We start from the raw sequence: 15206 nt of genomic DNA, 5'->3' as shown, positions 1-15206 counted from the left end.
TTTGGCCGCCGCATCCGTGCAGGCGGCGTGCCAGGCAGACGCATGGCTACCGCGCACGACAATGTACCGGAACCCGGGCTGCGTCGCGACCGTTCATTTATGAAGAATGAAAAAAAGACCGCCATTGCATGTCATGGCGGTCTTTTCTGGACATTCGCATGCCGCGAATGAAAAGGAATGCGGCTTGCCGGACGCTCTCGCGCGACGCCGATGCGCAGCGCAATCGGCGTCGCGACCGGCGTCGTTTGCAGGTCAGAACGTCTCCCAGTCCTTGTCCGACCCAGCGCTGAGGGGCGCAGCTCTCGCTGCCGAAGCGCCTAGCACCGATGCGGCGGGAGCAGAGGGCGGCACCGCAGCGACCGCAACCGTCGAGCCCTTCGCCGCAGCAGACACTGCGCGAGCCGGGGCGCTCGCCCGTGCACGCGCAACCGGCGTCGCTACGGCGCTGTGCCCTGCCGCCGCCGGCTTCGCCGCCTTCGTGGCCGCCCGAACCGGCTGCGCGAACGTCATCGCCGCGCCGCCTTCGTCCACCTGGAACACCGCCACCGCCTGGCGCAGCTTCGCCGCCTGGTCTTCCAGCGATTGCGCAGCAGCAGCCGCTTCCTCCACCAGCGCCGCGTTCTGCTGGGTCACTTCGTCCATCTGCGTGACCGCGCGCGCCACCTGGTCGATGCCGCTGCTCTGCTCCTCGGATGCCGCGGCGATCTCGCCCATGATGTCCGTCACGCGCTGGACGGCGCCGATGATCTCGCCCATCGTGCGCCCCGCTTCGTCGACCAGCGCCGAGCCCGACTGCACGCGCTCCACGGAGGTGTCGATGAGTTCCTTGATCTCCTTGGCCGCCGCCGACGAGCGCTGCGCGAGGCTGCGCACCTCGCCCGCCACCACGGCGAAGCCGCGTCCGTCCTCGCCCGCGCGGGCCGCTTCCACGGCGGCGTTGAGCGCGAGGATATTGGTCTGGAACGCAATGCCTTCGATGATCGCGATGATGTCCGCGATCTTCGCCGAGCTCTGGTTGATGTCGCCCATCGTGCCCACCACCTGGCTCACCACCGCGTTGCCCTTGTTCGCGATCTCCGATGCATTTGCGGCGAGCGCGCTGGCCTGCCGCGCATTGTCCGCATTCTGGCGCACGGTGCCCGTGAGTTCGTCCATGCTCGACGCCGTTTCCTGGAGCGCCGAGGCCTGCTCCTCGGTACGCGACGAGAGGTCGACGTTGCCCGCGGCGATCTGCCGCGTGGCCGTCGCGATCGATTCGCTGCCGGCGCGCACCGTGCGGACCGTGTCGATCAGGCTCTTTTGCATCTTCGCGACGCCTTCCATCAACTGGCCCATTTCGTCGCGCGAGCGCACCACCACGGCGCGCCGCAGGTCGCCGGCTGCGATCGCGTCGAAGTGTCCGAGCGCTTCCGCGAGCGGTCGCGCAATGGCGCCGCGCAGCGTGAAGAAGGAGAAGAGCGCGGCGCCAAGGCCGACCACGAGTGCGCCGATGCTCGTCATGCGAAAGAAGCCGACCATGGACTGCGTGCTGTCGTAGCCCTCCTTCGCCTGCTGGAACTGCAGTTGCACGAGATCGCTGTCGGCGTTGACGAGGTCGTTGTAGACCTTTTGCAGCCGCTTGGCCGAGTCCGGAATTTTGGACTGGTCGCCGGCGTTGACCGTGGCGGCGAAGGCATCGGCTTCGGTGTGCAGCGCCTCGCGCCTGCCCGCCACCACTTGCGCGAGCCGGTCTTCCTCCGCGCCGCGCGGCAAGGCCAGATACTTCTTCCACCAGTTGTCGGATTCGGAGCGCATGAGCTTCGCGCGTTCCACCGTCGCGGCCACCTCCGAGGTGCCGATCAGGAACGCCGCGCGGTCCAGCGCGAGGCGTTCGCGCGCTGCATAGACTTCCGAGTTCGCGATCGACACGGCGCTCGGCATCTGATTGGTGAAGGTGTTTTTCAGCGCATCGTTGGCCCGCGTGAGCCCGATGAGCCCCAGCACGCTGATGGCCGCGAGCAGCGCCGCGAGAAAAGTCATGGTCAGCCCGATGCGGGCTTTGATGGTGATGCCTTTGTTCATGTTCTTCCTGTGTGCAAAAGCGGGAGGCCGGTTCCGGATGGCCTTGCCAGGGTCTCACTGGCGGCGCTCGATGCACCATCTTCTGTGCGGTGCTATGACGGCGTTTACGGCAAGAAAGCCTGATGCTTGAATCTTTTATATGGTCTGATCATATTCACCATGAAATCAGGTAAAAATTGCAAGACTGAGGAATGATGCGGAATGGCGCGTTCGAATGGGGCGTTCATTGGCGCCCGGACATCGCGCACGGCGCACATGGAAGGACAAGCGGGTACGAGAGGGAGAACCGGCGACGCGCTGTGTCGCGGCGGAAGAAGAAAGAAAGCCGGGCCGCCGCGTGCTGCACAGGCAGCATGAACTTCAGGTGATGATCTTCGGAAAACCGGGCGCAGCACACCACGCCGGCTCCGGCAACGCGACGACCGCTATGAAGGAGGCACGCGCGACTGACGAAACGCTCAAGAAGCGCGGACCTCAGCGAGGCGCGGAATGGAAGGCTGGGCGCCTTCACGCGTGACGGAAATAGCCGCCGCACGCTGGGCGAAGCGAATGGCTTCGTCGACGCTCGCGCCTGCCGCGAGTTGCGCCGCAAAGCCGCCAATGAAGGTGTCGCCAGCCGCAGTCGTATCGATGGCGGTCACACGCGGCGCCGGATAGTGCACGGGCTCCATTCCACCAAGCGCGGCGCAGACGCCCTGCGCGCCCAGCGTCACCAGCACATTGCGCGCGCCGGCTGCGCACAGCGCCGCAGCGGCGCGCGCCGCGTCTTCGGGCGTGCTTGCCGGCAGGCCGGTCAGCGTCGCGGCCTCCAGTTCGTTCGGAATCAGATAGTCGATGAGCGGCAGCCACGCCGCAGGCAGCGGCCCTGTGGCCGGCGCGGGATTGAGGATCACGGTCTTGCCGAGCCGGTTCGCCGCCGCCAGCGCGCCATGCACGGCGTCGACCGGCGTCTCCAGCTGGCAGACCACGACATCGGCGGCGGCCAGCACGGCCTCATGTCGCGCGACGGTAGCAGGCGCGAGCTCGCCGTTGCTGCCGGCCACGATGACGATCGCGTTCTGGCTGCTGTCGTCCACGACGATCAGCGCAACGCCGGTCGGGGCGTTTGCGCTCGATTCAAGTGCGGTGCAATCGATGCCTTCGGCAAGCAGGCCCGCGCGCAGCTGCTCGCCGTTCGCGTCGGCGCCCACGCAGCCCACCATCGCCACCCGGGCGCCCAGCCGCGCGGCGGCCACGGCCTGGTTGCCGCCCTTGCCGCCCGCCACCTGGGCGAATGCGTGGCCGGCCAGCGTCTCGCCCGGCTTCGGCATGCGCGGCGCGCGGGCAACCAGATCCATGTTGAGGCTGCCGACCACGGCCACGCGGCCGTGTCTTTTCCCTTGCCTTTGCTCTTGCCCCTGCCCCTGCTCTGCCTTACCCGGGATGCCTGTCATTGCTGCGCTTCCTGCGTTCACTGCGTTCACTGTCGTTGCCGCTGTTTCGTCCGCCACGCTCTTCTCCGCCTTGCCGTCTTTGCGTTGCATCGAGCCGCGCAGGTCTTCGTCGGTCGTCGTCGCGCTTCACTGCGTTGCCTGACCCGAGCGCGCTCGCCCGTCGCCGCGCCTGTCAGGCCACGAACCCCTGCGCATGGTCGCCCGACCACTGCGCCGTCGATTCGCGCACGATCAGCTGCGGCGCCACCACGCGCCGCCGCGGCGGTGCACCGTCGGTCTGCCCCGTGCCCGTAATGCGCTCGATCAGCGTCTGCGCCGCCGTTTCGCCCAGCGCGCGCACCGACTGGCCCACCGTCGAGAGCGCCGGGTAGGTGAAGCGGCCCAGTTCGATGTCGTCGAAGCCGATCACCGAGCAGTCCTGCGGCACGCGCAGGCCGCGTTCGGCGGCGGCGCGCAGCGCGCCGATGCCCATCATGTCGTTGCCGGCGAAGATAGCACTCGGCCGTACCGAATCGAACAGCTGGCTCGCCGCGCGGTAGCCGCCCGTGCCGGAAAAGTCACTTTCGACGATGGCGCCCGCGGGAATCTCGATGCCCCGTTCGGCCATGGCGCGCAGAAAGCCGTGCACGCGCATCGCGCTCACCGCCGTGGACACCGGCCCCGTGATGCAGCCGATCTTCGAATGGCCCAGTTCCAGCAGATGCCGCGTGGCGAGCCAGGCGCCCTTCTCGTGGTCGATCTGCACGAGGTCGGCGGCGAGGCCTTCGATGTTGCGGTCCACGATCACGAGCGGCTCGCGCGAGCCAGAGAGCGTCTGCGCGAGCACGGCGTCGTCGCCGGCCGATGCGACGATCAGTCCGTCGATGCGCTTTTCCTGCAGGACGCGCAGGTAGCTGCGCTGCTTGGCCGGGTCGTCGTCGGAGTTGCAGAAGAACACGCAGTAGCCTTTGCGCGCGCAACCGTCCTCGACCCCGCGCGCGAGTTCGGCAAAGTACGGATTCGTGCCGTTCGGTACGACGAGCCCCACCGTGGCCGTGGAACGCGCCTTGAGCGAGCGCGCGACGGCCGACGGCACGTAATTGAGCTGGTGGATGGCCCGCTCGACCTTCGCGCGAACATCCGCGGACACCGGGCGCGAGTTGTTGACGACGTGCGATACCGTCGTAAACGACACGCCTGCCACGGCCGCTACATCCTTGATCGTCGCCATAAGCTGTTGCTCTCCTGCTTCGCTGTCTGCTGCTGTGTTCTGCTCTGTGCCCTCGCGCCCTACGCGCGCCGGCGCCGGCTGCGATACGTGTCGAGCACGACGGCCACCACGATCACCGCGCCCGTGATGATGCGCTTGGTCGGCTCGTTCGCGCCGATCTGCGCGAGCCCGGCCGCCAGCACCGAAATGATCAACACGCCAAAAAACGTGCTGATGACCGAGCCGCGCCCGCCCATCAGACTCGTGCCGCCGATCACCACCGCAGCGATCACCTGGAGTTCGAGCCCCGCGCCGGCGTTCGGGTCCGCGGCTTCGAGGCGCGAGATCTGGAACAGCGCGGCGAGACCCGACAGCGCGCCCATCAACGCGAATACGATCACTTTGTAGGGCCGCGGGTTCACGCCCGCGAGCCGCACGGCTTCCTCATTGGTCCCGATGCCCACCAGATAGCGCCCGAACACCGTGCGCGTGAGCACGAGCTGCGCGACCACCATCACGACGACCGCGATCAGGAACGCCGGCGAAATGCCGACCGCGATGGGATTCGAAAGGAAGTCGAACGCATCGCCGATATAGGCCGTGCGCGAGTTCGTCATCTGGTAGGCGAGCCCGCGCGCCGCTTCCAGCACGCCGAGCGAAACGATGAACGACGGAATGCGCCAGCCCACCGTCACGGCGCCCGTCAACGTGCCGGTGAGTGCTGCGGCGGCAAGCCCGATCAGCGCGGCAGGCCATGCGCCCCAGCCCCACTTGAGCGCGGCAACGCTCACCACCGAGGCGCCGAGCGCGAGCACCGAGCCCACCGAAAGATCGATGCCGGCAATGATGAGCACGAACGTCATGCCCACCGACATCACCACGAGATCGGGAATCTGGTTGGCGATGGTGCTGAACGTGTCGTAAGTGAGGAAGTGCGAGCTCAGCACCGAGAAGAGCGCGATCATCGCGACGAGCGCGCCCGCGAGGCCCAGATAGTTTGAGAAGCCGAGGCGCGTGCCGGCCGGCTTCGCGCTCGCCCCGCTCGCCACACTGGCCGCATTCCCGCCGGCCGCGCTCTCCTGCGTGCCCGGGGCATGGCCCTGCGGCAGCGGTTGGTTGTTCATGACAGACTCCGTGCATTCGGTTGAGCGTCCTCGCGGCGTGGGCCGCCGGGGACGTCGTTGGCGTCGTTGGCATCGTCGTGGGGGCTGTGCAGCAGCGCCTCGCGGCTGCGGTAACCGGCAAAGGCCGCCGCCAGCAGCGCGTCCTGCGACCACGTATCGCGGCTGAAGATGCCGGTCATGCGTCCCGCCGACATCACACCGATGCGGTCGCAGATCAGCATCAGCTCGCGCAGATCGCTCGAGACCACCACGAGTGCGCGCCCCTCGCGCGCCAGTGCGCCCATGAGGCCATAGATATCGAACTTCGCGCCGACGTCGATGCCGCGCGTCGGTTCGTCGAACAGCAGGACCTTGCGCTCGCGCGCGAGCCAGCGGCCGATCACGACCTTCTGCTGGTTGCCACCCGACAGCTCGCCCACCGGCTGGCCCGGCCCCGAGGTGCGGATGCGCAGCGCCTCGATCTGACGTGCCGCAAGCGCGTTCTCGCGCGTGGCGTTGACCACGCCGTGACGCGACACGCTGCCGAGATTGCCGAGCGACACGTTGGCCGCGATCGGTTGCGGCAGCAGCAGCCCTTCGCCCTTGCGATCTTCGGTGATGAGCGCGATGCCGGCGCGCACCGCATCCACCGGCGAGGCGATTTTCACGGGGACAGGCGTGGCGCCCGGCGATGGCGCTAGCGCCACCGTGCCGCCGTCTTTGTCGTCCGCGCCGTAGATGAGGCGCAGCAGCTCCGTGCGGCCCGCGCCGATCAGGCCGGAGATGCCGAATATCTCGCCCGCGCGCACCTCGAACGACACGTCGCGCACCGCTTCGCTGCGCGTGAGGCGCTCCACGCGCAAGAGCGGCGCGCCAATGCGCCGCTCGCCCAGGTCGATGCGCTCGCCCAGCTCGCGCCCCACCATCAGCGCGACGATGCGATCCGGTGTGAGGTTCGCCATCGCGTCCACGTGCACGAGACGCCCGTCGCGCAGCACGGCCACGCGCTCGGCCACGCGCGCCAGTTCTTCGAGTCGATGCGAGATGTAGACGAGCGCCACGCCGCGCGCCTTGAGCCGCGCGATCTGCTCGAACAGCAGTTCGACCTCGCGCGCGGTCAGCATGGCGGTGGGCTCGTCGAGAATCAGCACGCGCGCGTCGCCGATCAGGTTGCGCGCAATCTCCACCATCTGCTGGTGGCCGATGCCGAGTTCGCCCACGAGCGTATCCGGGTCGATCGCGTCGAGCCCCACCTGGGCCATCGCCTCACGCGCGTCCTCGCGCAGCCGCTTGCGGTCGATCCAGCCGAACGCGGCGGGACCGAAGTGCGGCAGCCGGTTGAGAAAGAGGTTCTCGGCCACGGAAAGCGTGGGCAGCAGGTTCAGCTCCTGCATCACCATGCGCACGCCGAGCCCTTCGGCCTCGGTGCGGCTGGCGGGCCGGTACGGCGCGCCGGCCAGCTGCATCGAGCCCGTCGTCGGGTCCACGAGACCGCCTACGATCTTCGAAAGCGTGCTCTTGCCCGCGCCGTTTTCGCCCGTGAGCGCGAGCACTTCGCCTGCGCGCAGCTCGAGGCTCACGTCGGCAAGCACAGGCGACGCCCAGGTCTTGCCGATGCCCGTGACCGAAAGCACGGCAGGCAAGCCGGACGGCGCGCGCGGCACGTCGGAGTCCGTTGAATCCATTTCCATCCTGTTGTCGAAAGCCGCTCTCGCCGGCCTGGTCACCGCACTGTGGCGGCGGAAAGCCCGACTGCCGCTTCGTGTGTCATGTTGGCTGAAGGCCGATGCCGCGGGGCTCGACAGCATCTGCTGCTGTATGGCTCCCGCTCCATCGTGACCTGCTGCGTGGCCGCGTCGGCAAGCGGGCCCGCCCGCGCCTGCCGCGTTGCCCACGCCGCGCCTGTTCGCCTGCCGACCGGCCATTCATGCGAATCGAATGGCCGCGTCTGCCGCCATGACGCTATACCGGTGAATAACGGCGACGCCAAGCTTTTCTTGAGCGCCGGACGGCGCGCCCGAACCACCCACGCACGGACGCGACGCCGGCTTCGTTGATGCGCGACTTGCCTTGCGGGTTCCCGGCCGGCCGCGCCCGGTCGATTACTTCGTGATGAGATCGACCGGCGTTTCGACCACGCCCGAAAGCTCGGACTGCTTCTTGTGGTCGGCAATCGCCTTGAGCGCCGTGTCGATGCCGAACACGGCCTGCTTGGCCGCGTACTGGTCGGCCGTGGCAAGCACGCGGCCATCCTTCAGCATGGGCTTGATGGCGTTGATGTTGTCGTAGCCGACCACGTACACCTTGCCCTGGCGACCCGCGGCGCGCACCGCCGACACGGCGCCGATCGCCATGTTGTCGTTGCCGCACAGCAGCGCCTTGATGTTGGGGTACTCGTTGAGCATGGCCGAGGCCACCGCGTTGCCCTTGTCGATTTCCCACTCGCCCGACTGCACCGAATCGATCTTCGCGCCCACCGCCTGCATCGCGTCCTTGAAGCCGGCCGTGCGCTGCTGCGCGTTGGTGGTGGTCGACACGCCTTCGAGAATGCCGACTTCGTCGCCCGCCTTCAGCTTCTTCGCGAGGTAGTCGCCCACCTTCTTCGCGCCCTTGCGGTTGTCCGGGCCCACGAACGGTACGTTCAGGTCTTTCGACTTGAGCACGTCCGGGTCGAGCCGGTTGTCGATGTTCACCACGATGATGCCGGCATCCACCGCCTTCTTGACCACCGGCACGAGCGCCTTGGAATCGGCGGGCGCCAGCACGATCGCGTCGACCTTCGAGACGATCATCTGCTCGACGATGCGGATCTGCGCCGCGGTGTCGGTTTCATCCTTGATGCCGTTGGTGATCAGGTCGAACTGACCCGGGTTGTGTTTCTGGTAGTCCTTTGCGCCGGTCTCCATGGTGAGAAAGAACTCGTTGGCGAGCGACTTCATGACGAGCGCGACTTTCGGCTTCCTGGCAGCTTCGGCGTGAGCGGTGGAAAACGGCAACGCAGCCGCAGCGGTGAGGGCCACGGCGGCCGCAAGGACGCGGCGGCGAATGCGGGAATTCATTCTGGTTATCTCCTTGTTGTCAGGCTCGGATGAGCCGTATTTTTAGCGCGCAAACGTTTGCGAGCGCCTATTCTGGGCATTGCCAAAACGCCGTGTCAACGGCGGGCGCTGCTGCGTCGCACACGGGGGCCTGCCACGCCGCATCCGCCGTTCGGGCGGAAAGCGAGGCGCGGCAAGGCAGCGGCCGGCGCATGATGCGTACGGCCGATGCAGGGTCGTACGGGTAATCCCTGGCGGATGGGCGCAGCGGGCGCCCTGCATTACTGCGCCACCCGCCGGACTCCGACACGGTGGTCGGCGTTGAAGCTGACGCTCGCCCGGTTCGTGAACCGGGCATCGACCTGAAAGGGAATCTCGACGACAGGATCGAACTGCGTGGACACCGCGATGCGGTGCAGGCCCGGCGTGAGCCAGAAGGTGACGTGTTCGCCCTGCATGAGGTCGGTGACGCGCTCGCCGTCCACGTAGACGAGCACGTCGCGCAGGCGCACCAGCACGTTGGTCGCTGGCTCGCGGCGCACGTCGACGGCGACCTTGCCTTCGGCTTGCATGGTGTAGCCGGGCTTCACGATGCGCTCTGCGGGCACGGGCCGAAGCGGCAGCGGCGTGCCGGGTGTTTCGGCGCAGCCGGCAAGACCGGCGGTAAGGGCAATCGTGGTGACGGCGGTCAGGGTTGCGGTGGTCGCCAGGGTTGCGAGGCAGGCGCGCGACGCGTTCCACGCGCAGTGCATGGCACGCACGCCGGCCCCGCCTGTTTCGCCTTGCCCCGTGTGTGCGATCTCGGTGATCCTTCTGGTCTGCATGCGCCGTAACAGCATGTTCCGGCCTCCCTCGCGTCACCCGGCTCGGGCGACCATGCCTGATGTTCTGTTTGTCTGGTTGCCGCCTGTGCGCCGTCTGCCGGCCCGCCATGCGTTGCCCGCGCACGGCACGAATCACAGCGCGGACGGCACGCGCGCCCATGATACCCGCGCCGGTCTATCGATCGCAGCGTGCGCGTGCCCAGGCATGGGCGCCGATGTGCGGCCGCGCACACAACGCCACGCACACCCGCGCACTACGCACGCACCACCCGCTCGCCTCGCGCGCTTGCGCGGCGCTCCCTTCGCCGTCATGATCGGCCAACGCTACCGTTCGACTTTGAAGCCAATGGATGTAATGGAGTATTCGTGGCCCGACTGATCTTCATCTGCGGTCATGCCGGCACCGGCAAGTCCACGCTGGCAAAGCGCCTGATCGCACCGCTCATGCGCGCGACGGGCGAGGCCTTCTGCCTGCTCGACAAGGACACGCTCTATGGGCGTTACAGCGCCGCGGCCATCGGCGCCCTCACGGGCGATCCGAACGATCGCGACAGCCCCCTTTACCTTCAGCATCTGCGCGACCCCGAATACCTGGGGCTGATCGACACGGCGCGCGAGAATCTCGAACTCGGTATCAGCGTGATCGTGATCGGACCGCTCTCGCGCGAGGTGCGCGACCGGCGTCTGTTCGATCGCGCGTGGCTGGGGGTGGGCGCGGATGTCGCCATCCGCATCGTGTGGGTTCATGCGTCCGAGGAGACGGCGCACCGGCGCATCGTCGCGCGCGGTAATCCCAACGATGCCTACAAGCTCGCGCATTGGGACGAGTATCGCCAGCGGCGTTTCGTGCCCTCAGGTACCGCATGCGAAGGGCTTTTGATGTTCGACAGCACGGCGCCCTCGGATGCCGACTACGACGCCCTGCTCGCGCAACTCGCGGCGCCGTAGTCGAGGCTTGCTTTCCGGTTCCTGTTGCTCGCCTGCCGGGGCCCCGCTTTCACCCCGATTTCGCCCCGGCGTTGGCTGCTGCGCTGCTACCCGATCAGACCGTGGCCATCGCGTCTAGCGTCGCGCCTTCGTACAGCTGGCCGAAGCGGTTGCCGAGGAACTCGCGCAGCGACACCTGCTCCTGGCGCACGAATCCGCTTTGCGGCAGGCGCTTTTCGCGGAACAGGTCGAGCACGGCGCACATGGCACCGGCCGTTGTGATCTGGATGGCGCTCATCGGCACGCCGCAAACGGTCTTCGCGAAAATCTTGCGCGTGAAGACGTCCTGTACGAGCTGGCCATCGCGCATGCCCGTCACCGTGATGAAAACGAGCACAACGTCCTGAGCCGTGGATGGCACCGAGCGGCGCAACACCGACTTCAGCGTGTCGCGGTCGCCCGCGAGCCGCAGGTCTTCGAGCAGGAAGTGCATGAGCGCGCGGTGGCCCGGATAACGAACCGACTTGTAATCGAGCGATTCGACGCGGCCCGCCAGCGTTTCACACAACGTGCCGAGGCCGCCCGAGGTATTGAACGCTTCGTACTCGATGCCGTCGAGCGAGAAGTGTTCGAGGCCTTCCAGCGGCTGCACCCATTGCGTACGGCTGTCGCGGATCGCCTCGCACGGCTGGCAGTATTCGTTGATGAGGCCGTCCACGCTCCAGGTCAGGTTGTATTTGAGCGCATTGGTCGGAAACTCGGGCAGCGCGCCCACGCGCATCTTGACCTCGCGAATCTCGCTGAAGCGGTTCGCGAGTTCGTGCGCCGCAAGGCCAATGAAGCCCGGCGCGAGACCGCATTGCGGCATGAAGACGTGCTCGGCGTCTTCGGCAAGGCTGCGGATGGCGTGCGTGGCCCGCACGTCCTCGGTCAGATCGAAATAGTGGACACCCGCGCCTTTCGCCGCGGCCGCGACGCTCACGGCGAGGTAGTAAGGCAGCGCGTTGACGAGCGCATCGAACCCCTGGATGGCGTTGCGCAGCGCGGCGGGGTCGGCGGAATCGACGCGCTTCGTGGGGATGCCTTGGGCCGCGAGCTTGTCGAGCGCGGGCTGGTCGCGGTCGAACGCGGTGACTTCGTAGTCGCCGGTTTCGCGCAGCAAATGGGCAATGGTGTGTCCGATCAGACCGGCACCGACGATCGCGACTTTCATGGGCTTCTCCTTGTGTTTTGTGTCGTATGGCGAACCTGCGCGACACAGTGTAGAGACGGCCCGGTACGGATCATAGGCGCAAAATGCTGCGCTTCGACCATGGCTTTCGCCGTTTAGACGAAGCTTCTCGCCGGTCTGACGAAAACGTATAAAAAGCGTGTCAACGGCGGCCTGCCGTGGCGCGCTTAAGCCCATGTTGTCAGCCGACGTTGTCAGCCTGCTGTCAGCACACCGCCAGCCCACCGTCAGCCCGTGACGGTGCCGCGATCGATCTTGCGCGCGAGCACGATGGACGTCGTGGTGCGCTCCACGCCCGCGAGCCCGCCGATCTGGTCCAGCAGGTCGTTGAGCCGTTCCGGCGAGTCGGCACGCAGCCAGGCCACGTAGTCGTATTCGCCGCTCACGGCGCACAGCAGTTGCACCTCCGGCATCCTGCCGAGGCGCTTCTGCACGTCCGGCCCGTGCTTGGGCGCAATGATGAGGCCCACCCAGGCCTGGATGCTGGCATCGAGCACGTCCTGCCCGAGCCGCGCGCTGTAACCCGCAATCACCTGCGAGCGTTCGAGCCGCGCGATGCGCGCAATGACCGTCGTGCGCGCCACGCCGAGCTGGCGCGCGAGATTCGCCACGCTTTCGCGGGCGTTCTGCTGGAGCAGCGCAACGAGGTTGCGGTCGAGTTCGTCGAGCTGGTCGAGGCGCGGAGGTCTCATCGGAGGGCGAACGGAGTCGGTTGAAAGACGCGATTATCGCCCGCGCGGGGACGTGCCGGCGAACCACCTCGCGTGTGCCTCACGGACGCGCTATCTGCGCATTTTTGCCGATCGTTTCGTTTGTAAGGAGTTGTGGCGGGTCACACGGAGCGCCGTGATATCGTGATACTAATAGCGCCCAAGGCGCAGCGGACTTTCCACGCGGGTCTTCGCAGTGGATCTCTTTCAGCAATGCGCCCTGCCTCGCTACGCAACATTCCAAGGAGCAACAATGAAAAAAACCCTCGTGGTTTTCGCCGCCGTTCTCTCGATGACGAGCGCCTTCGCGCAGAGCACCGCACCGGCCTCGGCGCCGGCCGCCGCCAGCGCGCCCATGCGTGAACAGCACGTCGAGCAGCGCATCACGTATCTGCATTCGGCGCTCAAGATCACGCCGCAGCAGGAAAGCCAATGGAACGCCTTTGCCGACGTCATGCGCAGCAACGGTCAGACCATGGCGCAGCTCTATGAGCAGCGCAAGGCGGATACGAACCGCACCGCGCTCGACGACATGAAGCAGTACGCGCAGATCACGCAGGCGCACGCGGAGGGCATGAAGAAGCTCGTCGATGCTTTCGAGCCGCTCTACAACAGCTTCTCGCCGGATCAGAAGAAGCTTGCGGACCAGACCTTCCACGAGCGGCAGGCATCGCGCCGTCACCGTTCGGGCAAGGCGCCGCAATCACAGCAATCGCCGCAGCCGTCCAAGGCGCAGTGAGCACGATGATCGCACTCGAACATCTCGACCTTCGCGCGGACCCGGCCGCACAGCGCGTCGTCAAGGACGAAACCGTCACGGTCGAATTCGCCACGCAGGAAGGCGAGCTGATGAGCCTTGAAGGCCCGAACCGCTATGTGCGCGGCGACGCGCTCATCACGAGTTCAGGCGGCGAGCGCTGGGTGGTGTCGCGTGAACGCTTCGACGCGAAGTATCTGCCGGCCGCCCCGGCACTGCCGCATGGCGAGCCGGGGTCGTATCGTAATCGCCCGGTCGTGGTGCTCGCCAGACAGATGGACGAAGCATTCTCGATTGCGCGTTCGGCCGCCGGCGGCGACGTGCTGCACGGCACGGCCGGCGACTGGGTCATGCAGTACGCGCCCGGCGACTATGGCGTGGTGAAGGCGGAACGTTTCGCGAAGGTCTATCGCCGCGCGGATTGAGCGCCCGGCCGCTTTTCGCAGGCGCCTCGCGTACTGCTCGCACGACTCCCTTCGGCCCTCGCGCTTCCTTTTAGCAGCATGCTTGCGCAGACACGCGACGGCTTCGTTCAGGCGAAGTCGTCGCCGGGTGCCACGGTTACCTCGCGCGGCACCGCCTCGCCCTTCGCATACTGTTCTTCGAGCGAACCCAGCTCGGCTTCCACATAGGCTCTCAGCACGGCATAGCTGCGTCCGCGCAGCCGCGCCGGCAACGCCCGGTAGCGCGCCAGTGCCGCCGGCGTGATCGCGATCGTCAGCGCGATGCGCCGGGCCGTGGCGCCGAACCGCATTGCGACCCAGTGCACCGTGAGTTGCGGCGTGCCGTCGTCGGCGGGGTGCTCGACAAAGCGTGTCTGCTCCGGAAAGAGATCGGTGATGACGCGCGCAAGCTCCTCGAACTCCGGGCTCGCGCATTCGTACTGGTAGCCTTCCATCTTCTGCCCATCAAGTTGTCGTGTCGGGCGGCGCCAGAGATCGTGCCGTCCTTCGTGGGGCTTCATGCCCTTTCGTGCCGCTTAGTGCCACGTCCAGGCGCGGCGTCAAACCGTCTGTCCAGGCGAGCCGTCAAACCGTCTGTCCAGGCCGCGTGGCGCGCGTCTTTCGTGCATCGCTCACCCGCTTCGCCAGCACGCCTGCAACCGCCACGCCCGCCAGCGCGTAGCCGCCGTCCACCACGGCAAGCGGCAGCACGTGGGCCTGAAACAGCGCAGCGGGCACGTCGATCAATGCATGGACTGCGATGGCCAGCGGCAGGATGCCACGCCAGCCGGCCCGCACGCCTTGCCACATCAGCACGGAAAGTCCGATCTGAAAAGCGAGTGCCGCGAGCCGCTCCAGCGCGAAAATGCCCGCCGTGGCCGGCGAGAGACTGGCAAGAATCAGGTGGATACGCATCATCGCCGGTTCGGACACGTTGGGCAGATAGCCGTCGAGCTGGCCGCGATTCTCGAGCACGGCGAACACGATCCACTGCACCTGCACGAGCACGCCGATCATCCACGCTTCGGCGCCCCCGTGACCGATGCCGTAAGCGAAGCCCATGCCGTCGCCCTCCCCAGCGGGCCGGCCGCGGCCGAAGCGGTTCAGCAGCATGCGCATCGCGATGAACCGGCCCATCTCCTCGCAGATGCCGGCTGCGAGCGCGCCGTACACGACGAACGCCGCAGGCCGCATGAGCCAGGCCGACGTGATCGGGTTCTGCCTCAGCAGGTAGTCGTTGAGCGCGCGCTCGATCACCATGGCAAAGAGCGCGAAGACGGCAATGCCGGCGATGGCGGGCCGCCGGTCGAAACCGAGCGGCGAGCGCAGGCGCCGGTACAGCAGAACGGGAACAGCGGCGACGGCGAGCGTCGCGAGCGAGAGACAGGTAAGCGTGAAAGGCGATACGGTCATGAGGGTCCTTGAGACAGCCGGCACGCCATGCAGGAAGTGTCCCGCCTGCGCGCCGCAGACCGAATGATCGCAGATTA

Annotated in this window: 14 protein-coding genes; 3 read left to right on the top strand and 11 right to left on the bottom strand. The window is 67.0% G+C overall.

What is annotated here, in order from left to right; all coding sequences use genetic code 11:
* Positions 1–252: 252 nt before the first annotated feature.
* The 7 genes from P2869_RS08085 to P2869_RS08055 all read right to left on the bottom strand — a co-directional run bounded on the left by P2869_RS08085 (position 253) and on the right by P2869_RS08055 (position 9648).
* Positions 253–2061, bottom strand: a complete 1809-nt coding sequence (locus P2869_RS08085; protein ID WP_277597968.1) for a methyl-accepting chemotaxis protein — start codon at positions 2059–2061, stop codon at positions 253–255.
* A 458-nt stretch (positions 2062–2519) separates the two neighbouring features.
* Positions 2520–3422, bottom strand: coding sequence for a ribokinase (gene rbsK / locus P2869_RS08080; protein ID WP_277598075.1), 903 nt, complete (start codon positions 3420–3422; stop codon positions 2520–2522).
* A gap of 244 nt (positions 3423–3666) precedes the next feature.
* Positions 3667–4704: a LacI family DNA-binding transcriptional regulator gene (locus P2869_RS08075; RefSeq protein ID WP_017775912.1), complete on the bottom strand. Its 1038-nt coding sequence runs from the start codon at positions 4702–4704 to the stop codon at positions 3667–3669.
* Positions 4705–4763: 59 nt separating this feature from the next.
* Entirely contained in the window at positions 4764–5807 is a 1044-nt protein-coding gene (locus tag P2869_RS08070) for an ABC transporter permease (protein WP_277597967.1), read from the bottom strand.
* On the bottom strand, positions 5804–7471 hold the full coding sequence (locus P2869_RS08065; RefSeq protein WP_277597966.1) for a sugar ABC transporter ATP-binding protein: 1668 nt from the start codon (positions 7469–7471) through the stop codon (positions 5804–5806). The genes P2869_RS08070 and P2869_RS08065 overlap by 4 nt, the downstream gene beginning before the upstream one ends.
* 417 nt (positions 7472–7888) lie before the next feature.
* Entirely contained in the window at positions 7889–8845 is a 957-nt protein-coding gene (locus P2869_RS08060; RefSeq protein WP_017775915.1) for a sugar ABC transporter substrate-binding protein, read from the bottom strand.
* A 260-nt stretch (positions 8846–9105) separates the two neighbouring features.
* Entirely contained in the window at positions 9106–9648 is a 543-nt protein-coding gene (locus P2869_RS08055) for a hypothetical protein (protein ID WP_277597965.1), read from the bottom strand.
* Between the two features lie 366 nt (positions 9649–10014).
* On the opposite strand from P2869_RS08055, the gene P2869_RS08050 reads away from it, so the two are divergent.
* Positions 10015–10596, top strand: a complete 582-nt coding sequence (locus P2869_RS08050) for an AAA family ATPase (RefSeq protein WP_017775917.1) — start codon at positions 10015–10017, stop codon at positions 10594–10596.
* Between the two features lie 94 nt (positions 10597–10690).
* Here the strand turns inward: P2869_RS08050 and P2869_RS08045 are convergent, their stop codons facing one another.
* Positions 10691–11788, bottom strand: a complete 1098-nt coding sequence (locus P2869_RS08045) for a saccharopine dehydrogenase NADP-binding domain-containing protein (protein ID WP_277597964.1) — start codon at positions 11786–11788, stop codon at positions 10691–10693.
* A gap of 245 nt (positions 11789–12033) precedes the next feature.
* Positions 12034–12498 carry an Lrp/AsnC family transcriptional regulator gene (locus tag P2869_RS08040; RefSeq protein WP_042298754.1) on the bottom strand — a complete coding sequence of 155 codons (465 nt, stop codon included), beginning with the start codon at positions 12496–12498 and terminating at the stop codon, positions 12034–12036.
* A gap of 271 nt (positions 12499–12769) precedes the next feature.
* Here P2869_RS08040 and P2869_RS08035 point away from each other — a divergent pair, with 271 nt between their 5' ends.
* Entirely contained in the window at positions 12770–13255 is a 486-nt protein-coding gene (locus P2869_RS08035) for a Spy/CpxP family protein refolding chaperone (protein ID WP_042298753.1), read from the top strand.
* Positions 13256–13260: 5 nt separating this feature from the next.
* Positions 13261–13698 carry a PGDYG domain-containing protein gene (locus P2869_RS08030; protein ID WP_017775921.1) on the top strand — a complete coding sequence of 146 codons (438 nt, stop codon included), beginning with the start codon at positions 13261–13263 and terminating at the stop codon, positions 13696–13698.
* 107 nt (positions 13699–13805) lie between these two features.
* Here P2869_RS08030 and P2869_RS08025 read toward each other — a convergent pair whose 3' ends face one another.
* Positions 13806–14171: a DUF3022 domain-containing protein gene (locus P2869_RS08025; RefSeq protein WP_026121683.1), complete on the bottom strand. Its 366-nt coding sequence runs from the start codon at positions 14169–14171 to the stop codon at positions 13806–13808.
* Between the two features lie 130 nt (positions 14172–14301).
* On the bottom strand, positions 14302–15129 hold the full coding sequence (locus P2869_RS08020; RefSeq protein WP_017775923.1) for a YhfC family intramembrane metalloprotease: 828 nt from the start codon (positions 15127–15129) through the stop codon (positions 14302–14304).
* Between the last annotated feature and the right edge of the window lie 77 nt (positions 15130–15206).

The sequence above is a fragment of the Paraburkholderia sp. SUR17 genome (assembly GCF_029536165.1).
Lineage (GTDB): Bacteria > Pseudomonadota > Gammaproteobacteria > Burkholderiales > Burkholderiaceae > Paraburkholderia > Paraburkholderia kururiensis.
This window is presented reverse-complemented; position numbering and strand designations above follow the sequence as displayed.